7 protein-coding genes are annotated in these 7,364 nt (G+C 75.2%); 2 read left to right on the top strand and 5 right to left on the bottom strand.

The window, feature by feature from the left end:
* Nucleotides 1–101: 101 nt before the first annotated feature.
* From ACFWPI_RS20585 to ACFWPI_RS20575, 3 genes are all read right to left on the bottom strand, one after another.
* Nucleotides 102–491 carry a DUF3040 domain-containing protein gene (locus tag ACFWPI_RS20585; protein WP_063347247.1) on the bottom strand — a complete coding sequence of 130 codons (390 nt, stop codon included), beginning with the start codon at nt 489–491 and terminating at the stop codon, nt 102–104.
* 410 nt (nt 492–901) lie between these two features.
* Nucleotides 902–1,654 (bottom strand): methyltransferase domain-containing protein, encoded by a 753-nt coding sequence (locus ACFWPI_RS20580; RefSeq protein WP_363378597.1) that lies wholly within the window; start codon nt 1,652–1,654, stop codon nt 902–904.
* 45 nt (nt 1,655–1,699) lie between these two features.
* Complete coding sequence (locus ACFWPI_RS20575) at nt 1,700–2,266, bottom strand: SAV_6107 family HEPN domain-containing protein (RefSeq protein ID WP_380372237.1); 567 nt, start codon at nt 2,264–2,266, stop codon at nt 1,700–1,702.
* Between the two features lie 583 nt (nt 2,267–2,849).
* Here ACFWPI_RS20575 and ACFWPI_RS20570 point away from each other — a divergent pair.
* Both ACFWPI_RS20570 and ACFWPI_RS20565 read left to right on the top strand, forming a co-directional pair.
* Nucleotides 2,850–3,491 (top strand): DUF4126 domain-containing protein, encoded by a 642-nt coding sequence (locus ACFWPI_RS20570; protein WP_380372169.1) that lies wholly within the window; start codon nt 2,850–2,852, stop codon nt 3,489–3,491.
* A gap of 232 nt (nt 3,492–3,723) precedes the next feature.
* Entirely contained in the window at nt 3,724–5,220 is a 1,497-nt protein-coding gene (locus tag ACFWPI_RS20565) for a phytoene desaturase family protein (RefSeq protein WP_380375626.1), read from the top strand.
* Nucleotides 5,221–5,259: 39 nt separating this feature from the next.
* On the opposite strand, the gene ACFWPI_RS20560 is transcribed toward ACFWPI_RS20565, so the two are convergent.
* Nucleotides 5,260–6,150, bottom strand: a complete 891-nt coding sequence (locus ACFWPI_RS20560; RefSeq protein ID WP_380375628.1) for a hypothetical protein — start codon at nt 6,148–6,150, stop codon at nt 5,260–5,262.
* 217 nt (nt 6,151–6,367) lie between these two features.
* On the bottom strand, nt 6,368–7,288 hold the full coding sequence (metF, locus tag ACFWPI_RS20555) for a methylenetetrahydrofolate reductase [NAD(P)H] (RefSeq protein WP_063347252.1): 921 nt from the start codon (nt 7,286–7,288) through the stop codon (nt 6,368–6,370).
* Between the last annotated feature and the right edge of the window lie 76 nt (nt 7,289–7,364).

Below are 7,364 nucleotides of genomic sequence, written 5' to 3'. Positions count from 1 at the left end.
GGCCGGGCTCAAAACCCCCGGCGGGGGGGGTCTGTCCATCCCCGCCCCGCCCCGGCGTTCGTCCAGCGTGTGCGCGCCCCGGCGGGCGTGCGGTGCGCGGCTCAGAAGCCGCCGGTCTGCTCGTCCCGTCGACGCTGCCAGCGCTGTTCCACCCGGTCCATCATCCCGGCCTTGCGGCGGGGCGCGGCGGCCGGCCGGGGGCCGGAGCCCTGGCCGGCGGGGCCGCGGCGCCAGCCGGTCACGGCGAACACCGCGCACCCGAGCATCACCAGGAAGCCCACGACGCTGACCCAGATCTGGTCGGGGACGACCATGCCGCCCATCAGCAGGCCGATGCCCACCACGAAGCCGGCAACGGCCAGGTACACCCGCCGGCGGGTGTAGGTGCGCAGCCCGGTTCCCTCAAGCGCCGTCGCGAATTTGGGATCTTCGGCATACAGCGCTCGCTCCATCTGGTCGAGCAGTCGCTGCTCGTGCTCCGAGAGCGGCACGGAGTCCTCCTACTCGTCGGTCGCGGGTGCGACCGGTCCGCCACCCCGGTCGGGGAGGCAAAGTCCAATCAGCCTTCGGGGCACACGGTCGGACGCCTGTGCGGGGGGACCCGGCCCGTGTCGTCCATATGCCCCACCCATCCGGCTGTCATGCTTTCCGGCTTTACCCAGATCATACGGTCCGTGAGCCCGTTACGGAGTGGTCTGCGCCGCGTGGGACGGGCCACTTCGACCGGGCACGGCCGCACCCGGCTCAACGCCACGAGACGCGGACAAGTGCCCGAACGGGTGGAATCGGTCCGGACCTGGGCAGGTTCGGGACCACCCGGACGAGGCCGGGGGGCGTCCGGAAGGCGAACCGCCGCCGCACGGCGTGCGAACCGTACGGCGGTGGGCGGTCCCGCGGCCGCTCAGGCCAGGGTGGCCAGCAGGTGCAGCTGGGTCGCCACGGCGTGGAACGCGGGCTGCTCGGCGGCGGCCTCCTCCAGCTTCAGCAGCGCCTCCATCGCGCCCGGCTCGGCGTCCACCAGCACCCCGGGCACCAGGTCGGCGAAGACCCGGACGCCGTGCACCGACTCCACCCGCAGGCCCGCGCCCTCGGCCAGCCGACCCAGCTCCTCGCCGGTGAAGCGGCGCGGCATCGGGTCCTGCTCGCCCCAGCGGCCGTCGGTCGCGGACAGCACCGTCCGGGCCTCGGTGAAGTGGCCGGCCAGCGCCCGGGCCAGCACGGCGCCGTTGCGGTTGGCGGCCAGCAGGCTGACCAGGCCGCCCCGGCGCAGGGTGCCGGCCAGGCTGCCGAGCGCCTCCGCCGGGTCGTCCACGACCTCCAGCACACCGTGGCAGAGCACCGCGTCCACGGTGCCGGGGGCGACCAGCTCGGGCAGCGTCTGGGTGTCGCCCTGGACGGCCCGGACCAGCTCCGTCACCCCGGCCTCGGCTGCCCGGCGCTCCAGCGCGAACAGCGCGTCCGGGCTGGGGTCGACCACGGTGACCCGGTGGCCGAGCTTGGCCACCGGCACGGCGAAGTTGCCGGTGCCGCCGCCGGTGTCGACCACGTCGAGCACCGGCTGGTCCAGCTCGGCCGCCCGCTTCTCCAGGGCGGCCCGCACCACCTCCCACACCACGGCGGTACGCAGGGCACTGCGGGGACGCGTCGGGTACAAGGCGGGGCTCCTCGGCACATGCAGATCGATCAGGATGCCTCCACCTTAGACCGGGCGGGTGGCCGGGCCCGTCACCCCCGGCGGGTCGTCGCCGTCCAGCGGAAGCCGCGGGGCCGGCGGGGCCGGGCGCAGGCCGAGCAGGCGCTCCACCAGGCGCAGGAACAGGGCGGAGTTGCGGACCAGGTCGTCGGCGTCACGGGCCGAGGCGGCGCCCCTGATCCCGGCCTCGGCGGCCGCCCGGCGGCGGGCGCCGGCGGCGTAGTAGAGCGCCCACTCGGCCAGCTCGGGGGCCATCTCGGGCAGCACCTCCCAGGCGCTGCGGATGGCCTTGCGCCGGCGCGGGCTCTTCTCCGGCCGCCCGCGCACCGCGAGCACGGCCGCCACCGTGCGCAGCGCGGCCAGGTGCGCGGTGGCGTACCGCTCCAGCGGGTCCTCCAGGAGGCGGGCCCGGGCGAGCGTGCGGTGGGCGTCGGCGAGCAGGTCGAGGGCGGCCGGCGGCGCGGCGGTCCGGCGCAGCACGGGGTGGACGTCCCCGCCACCCGGGCGCCCGCCCGGGGAGGACGGCAGGGCGGTGGAGTGGAGGCGGGCGGTGACGGGCTCAGGACGGCTGATGGTCATGGTCTCCCCCGTTCCGAGGCAGCGCGCGGACCGGGCGGTCCGTGCCCCTCCATCGTGAACGGGACCACTGACAACGCGGCCCGGAACGGGTGAGCGGCGGCGGGCACCGGCCTGTCCCCCCAGGTCCTGTGCCGCCGCCGTACGCCGCCGCTCCGCCGTTCCCCACAGGCGGCGGTGGCCAGCTCCCCCTTCCGGTGGCCGGTCTCCCCCCGGCCCGCTCCGCCGCCCCGTGTCGGCGGTGCAGGGCCCGTGACCGGCTCCAGTGGCGGATCTCCGCCGCCGCCCCGCCGACCCCTCATCTGCCGGCTGGGCGGACGGATCCGCCGTCCGGGGCGGGGCGCCCGACGCGCCGCCGTCCCGGTGCCACCACTCTCCCGTCCCGGCAGGTCGGCGGGCCATCCGCTGACGTACTCAACCCCGGATCTGAGTACGCGTACTCAGATCCGTCGGCCCCGGGCCCTGGCGTGGCCGGAACCGGCGGGCCGACCCGGCACGTCCCGGTACGGTACGGCCGTGGCCCGGGCGGCCCGGCCACGGCCACGAGAAGGAGGGGGAAAGCGATGAGGAGGGGGAAGCCATGACGATCGTGCCGCTGATCTTCACCAGCGGACTCGCCAGCGGCATCAACGCCTACGCGGTGGTGCTGCTGCTCGGACTGCTGGGCCGCTTCGGCGGCGCGGACTCGGTGCCGCCCGCGCTGGAGCGCACCGACGTGCTGGTGGCGGCCGCCGTGCTGTTCCTGCTGGAGGCGGTGGCCGACAAGATCCCGTTCGTCGACAGCCTCTGGGACTCCGTGCACACCGTGATCCGGCCGATCGCGGGCGCCACCGTCGGCGCGCTGATCGCGAGCACCGACCCGGGCTCGCTCGGCGAGGTCGCGGCGGGCGCGATGGGCGGCACCACGGCGCTGGTCAGCCACCTGGTCAAGGCCTCGCTGCGGATGGCGGTCAACACCTCGCCCGAGCCGGCCAGCAACATCGCGGTCAGCATGGCGGAGGACGTGTCGGTGGCCGGGCTGGTCTCCCTGGCGATCTTCCACCCCTGGCTGGCCGCCTCGATCTCCGCCGTCCTGCTCGCCGTCGGCCTGCTGCTGGTCTGGTTCGCGGTCAACCGGATCCGCGCCTTCCGGGCCCGCCGCCGCGAACGCCGCGCCGCCCACGACGCCCGGTCCGCCGCCCGCGAACAGGAGGCGGACCGGCCGTACGTCCCACGGCGCTGAGGACGGCGCCCGCCGGGCCCGGCCCGGCCCAGGTCACGGCCCAGGTCACGGCCCAGGGCGTGTCTGACAATTCGCGTCGGATCAGCGCGCGGCGTTGGGCGCCCGGCTGGGCGTGCCGGCGAAGCGTCCTCGTACTGGGCCGTACTTGGACGTTTCGCCGGTGCGTCCAGGCGGGATGCCCGGCGTCGCGCGCCCGGCGGGAATTGTCAGACACGCCCTAGGATCAGGTGCCATGGCACGGATCGTCATCATCGGCGCAGGAATGAGCGGGCTCGCGGCGGCCTCCAGGCTGGCCACCCTCGGACACCGGGTGACGGTCTGCGAGGCCGGCGGCACGTACGGGGGCATGGTCGGCCGGTACGAGCGCGACGGCTTCGCCTTCGACACCGGCCCCGGCCTGCTGACCCTCCCGGCCGTCTACCGCGACCTCGCGCTGAAGACCGGCAAGGAGCCGCTGGAACAGCTCGTCGACCTCGCCCCGGTGGACCCGGAGAGCCGGCACCTGTTCCCGGACGGCACCGCCGTCAGCCTGCCCAACGCCTCCCGCGGCGGCGTCAGCCAGGCCCTGGACGCCGCCTTCGGCGCCGGCTCGGGCGCCCGCTGGAGCGCGGTCATGAACCACGGCCGGACGGTCTGGGAGGCCACCCGCCGCCCGCTCCTGGAGGAGCCGCTCCCGGCCGACCGGTCGCCGCTGCACACCGACCCCTACCCCGTCCCGCCCCGGCGCGGCCTGCTCGCCCGGCTCGGCCGACCCCGCCCGTGGACCCTCGCCGACGTCGCCGCCCGCGAACTCGGCGGCCACCCCGGCCTCACCGCGCTGCTGGCGGAGCACGCCCTGCGCTTCGGCCTGCCCCCCGGGTCCGCCCCCGCCGGGGCCACCGTGCTGCCGTACATGGAGCAGTCCTTCGGCGTCTGGTACGTCCGGGGCGGCCTGCGGGCCCTGGCGGACGCGGTGCACCGGCGCTGCGAGCTGCGCAAGGTGGAGTTCCGCTTCGACACCCCGGTCACCGAGGTGCTGGTCGAGGGCGGCCGGGCCTGCGGCGTCGACACCCCGGGCGGCCGGATCGACGCGGACCTGGTGGTCTCCTCGATGGACGCCAGGACCCTGTTCCGTGACGGTCTCGCCCGGTGGCCGGAGCTCGGACCCGACCAGGGGGAGCCGTCCGAGGTGCCCGGCCGGTTCAGCGTGCTGCTCGCGCTGCGCGGCGCCCGGCCGGCCGGCACCCCGCACCGGACGGTGGTGCACGCCGCCGACCCGGCGGCCGAGCGGGACGCCCTGACCCTCTCGGCCCCGCCCTGCGAACGCCCCACCCTCCAGGTGCTGCGCCCGGACGATCCCTCGCTGCGCCCCGACGAGGCGCACGAGAGCGTGGTGCTGACCGCGACCGTCCCCGCCCAGGGCGACGTCGACTGGACGGCGCCCGGGGTCGCCGAGCGCTACGCGGACCAGCTGCTGGCGCACGCCGACGCCGCCGGCCTGGGCCTGCGCGAACGGGTGCTGTGGCGGGTCGTGCGCACCCCGGACGACACCCGCCGGGAGACCGGCGCCCTCGGCGGGTCGGTCCCCCGCCCTGCGCTCGCCGGAGACGGCGGCGGATGGCTCCAGCCCGCCAACGAGTCGCCCGTCCCCGGCCTCTACCTGATCGGCGGAGCGGCCCACCCCGGCGGCGGACTGGCCCGGACCGGCATGTCCGCCTGCATCGCCGCCAACCTGATCGGCCCGGCTTAGGTCCGGCCGGACAGGGCCTAGCGGCCCTGGCGCCGGAACTCAGCCCTGGGGCCAGGTGTTCTGCTGCTGGTAGCCGTACGTGTGGTCGTAGGACTGCTGCTGCGGGATGCCCTGGGGGTGCTGGCCCGGCTGCTGGCCGGGGTGCTGCTCAGGGTGCTGCTGCGGGGTCTGCCACTGCTGCTGGGGGTGCTGCTCCCAGCCGGGCTGCTGCTGCGGGTAGGACTGGTACTGGTCCTGCTGCGGGTAGCCGTTGTACGGGTCGGGCTGCTGGGGGTAGGCCCCGTAGCCCTGGTCGTAGGCGAAGGCGGGCTGCTGCTGGCTCTGCCACTGCTGCTGCTCGTAGGCCGGCTGCGGCTGGGCGGCGTTGTCGTAGCCGGACTGGTAGGCCTCGGCGTAGGGGTCGTGCGGCGCCTGCTGCTGCTCGTAGTAGGCGGGCGCGTAGACGCCGTCCTGGGTGAGTTCCTGCATCTCGAAGGCGGCGGTCTGCTCGACCTCGGGGACGTCCTCGGCAACCGGGGCAAGGGCGGGGGCGGCGGCCGGGGCCTCCTCGACGGCGCTGACCTCGCCGATCCGCTTCTCGGTGGCCTCGACCGCGGCCACGGCGGCCGCGCCGCCGGTGAGGGCGCCGAGCAGGGGCACCTTGGCGAGCGGGCCGGGCAGCGAGCCGTCGGCCTTGCGCAGCGACCAGCCGGCCCGGTAGCCGCGCTTGACGGAGAGGGTGACGAAGGTCTGGCCGGCCGCGAAGAGGGCGGCGCCGGCGCCGATCACCGGGACGGAGCCGAGCACCATGCCGGCGGCCACTCCGAGGAAGCCGACCAGGGCGAGGGCCCGCCAGTGCAGCGGGGCCCGGTTCTGCAGCAGGACCTCGGCGACCAGCCAGAGCGCCACCACCGCCAACGCGACGTACAGCAGCAGGTATCCGATGCCCATCCGCCCGCTACCTCCAGTCGCGTGCCCGCGCTCGCCGCGCGTGTGCGGCGACTGTACCGGTTCAACGGCCGGGGTACCGCATCGCGTTCCCGCCGGTCGCGGCCGGGGCGCACACGACCGAGCCCGTCACCGTCGGGGCGGTGACGGGCCGGTGAACGTCCGGGCCCGCGGGCCCCGGTCTGCCCGGAGCAGGGCCCCCGACGGCGCCGGACGGGACCTACGCGTGGCGCTGGTGCAGGCCGAGGTTCTGGTAGATCTCCAGCGTCGCCGTGGAGTGGTTGAGCGTGATGAAGTGCAGGCCCGGCGCGCCCTCGGCGAGGAGGCGTTCGGCCATCGCGGTGGCGTGTTCCATGCCGATCGCGCGCAGCGCCGCCGGGTCGTCGACGGCGGCCCGCAGCCGGGCCTCCAGGTCGGCGGGGAAGGCGGAGCCGCTCAGCTGGGGGAAGCGTTCCAGCTGCTTGGCGTTGGTGACCGGCATGATCTCCGGGATGATCGGCGTCTCGCAGCCGGCGGCGGTGACCCGGTCGCGCAGCCGCAGGTAGTCGTCGACCTCGAAGAACATCTGGGTGATCGCGTAGTCGGCGCCCGCCCGGACCTTGCCGACGAAGTGCCGGATGTCCTCGTCCCAGTCGGTGGAGCGCGGGTGCATGTTCGGCGAGGCGGCGACGCCGACGCAGAAGTCGCCGATGCCCTTGATCAGCTCGACCAGCTCGTACGCGTACGTGACGCCGTCGGGGTGCTTGACCCATTCGCCCATCGGGTCGCCGGGCGGGTCCCCCCGGACGGCGAGGACGTTGCGCACGCCCTGGTCGGCGTACTGGCCGATGATGTTGCGCAGCTCGGCGATCGAGTGGTCGACGGCGGTCAGGTGGGCGACCGGGGTCAGCGTGGTCTCGGTGGCGATCCGGCCGACGATGTTGACGGTGCGCTCGCGCGAGGAGCCGCCCGCGCCGTACGTCATGCAGACGAAGTTGGGGTCCAGCGGTTCGAGCCGGCGGATGGCGTCCCAGAGTCTCTGCTCGCCGACCTCGGTGCGCGGGGGCATGAACTCGAAGGAGAAGGACCGCTTTCCGGCTGCCAGGAGTTCGCGGACCGTCAGTGCGCGGTCCGGTCTGGTGGAAGCGATGCCGAGTGCCATGCTGGCAGGTTATCGGGCGTTCGAAGGGGCCGGACAACTCGGTACCACGGATTGAGACAAGCGGTGGACGATACTC

The sequence above is a fragment of the Kitasatospora sp. NPDC058492 genome, assembly GCF_042720685.1.
GTDB lineage: Bacteria > Actinomycetota > Actinomycetes > Streptomycetales > Streptomycetaceae > Kitasatospora.
Note: the sequence above shows the minus strand (reverse complement) of the source record. Positions and strands in the feature narration are given on the sequence as shown.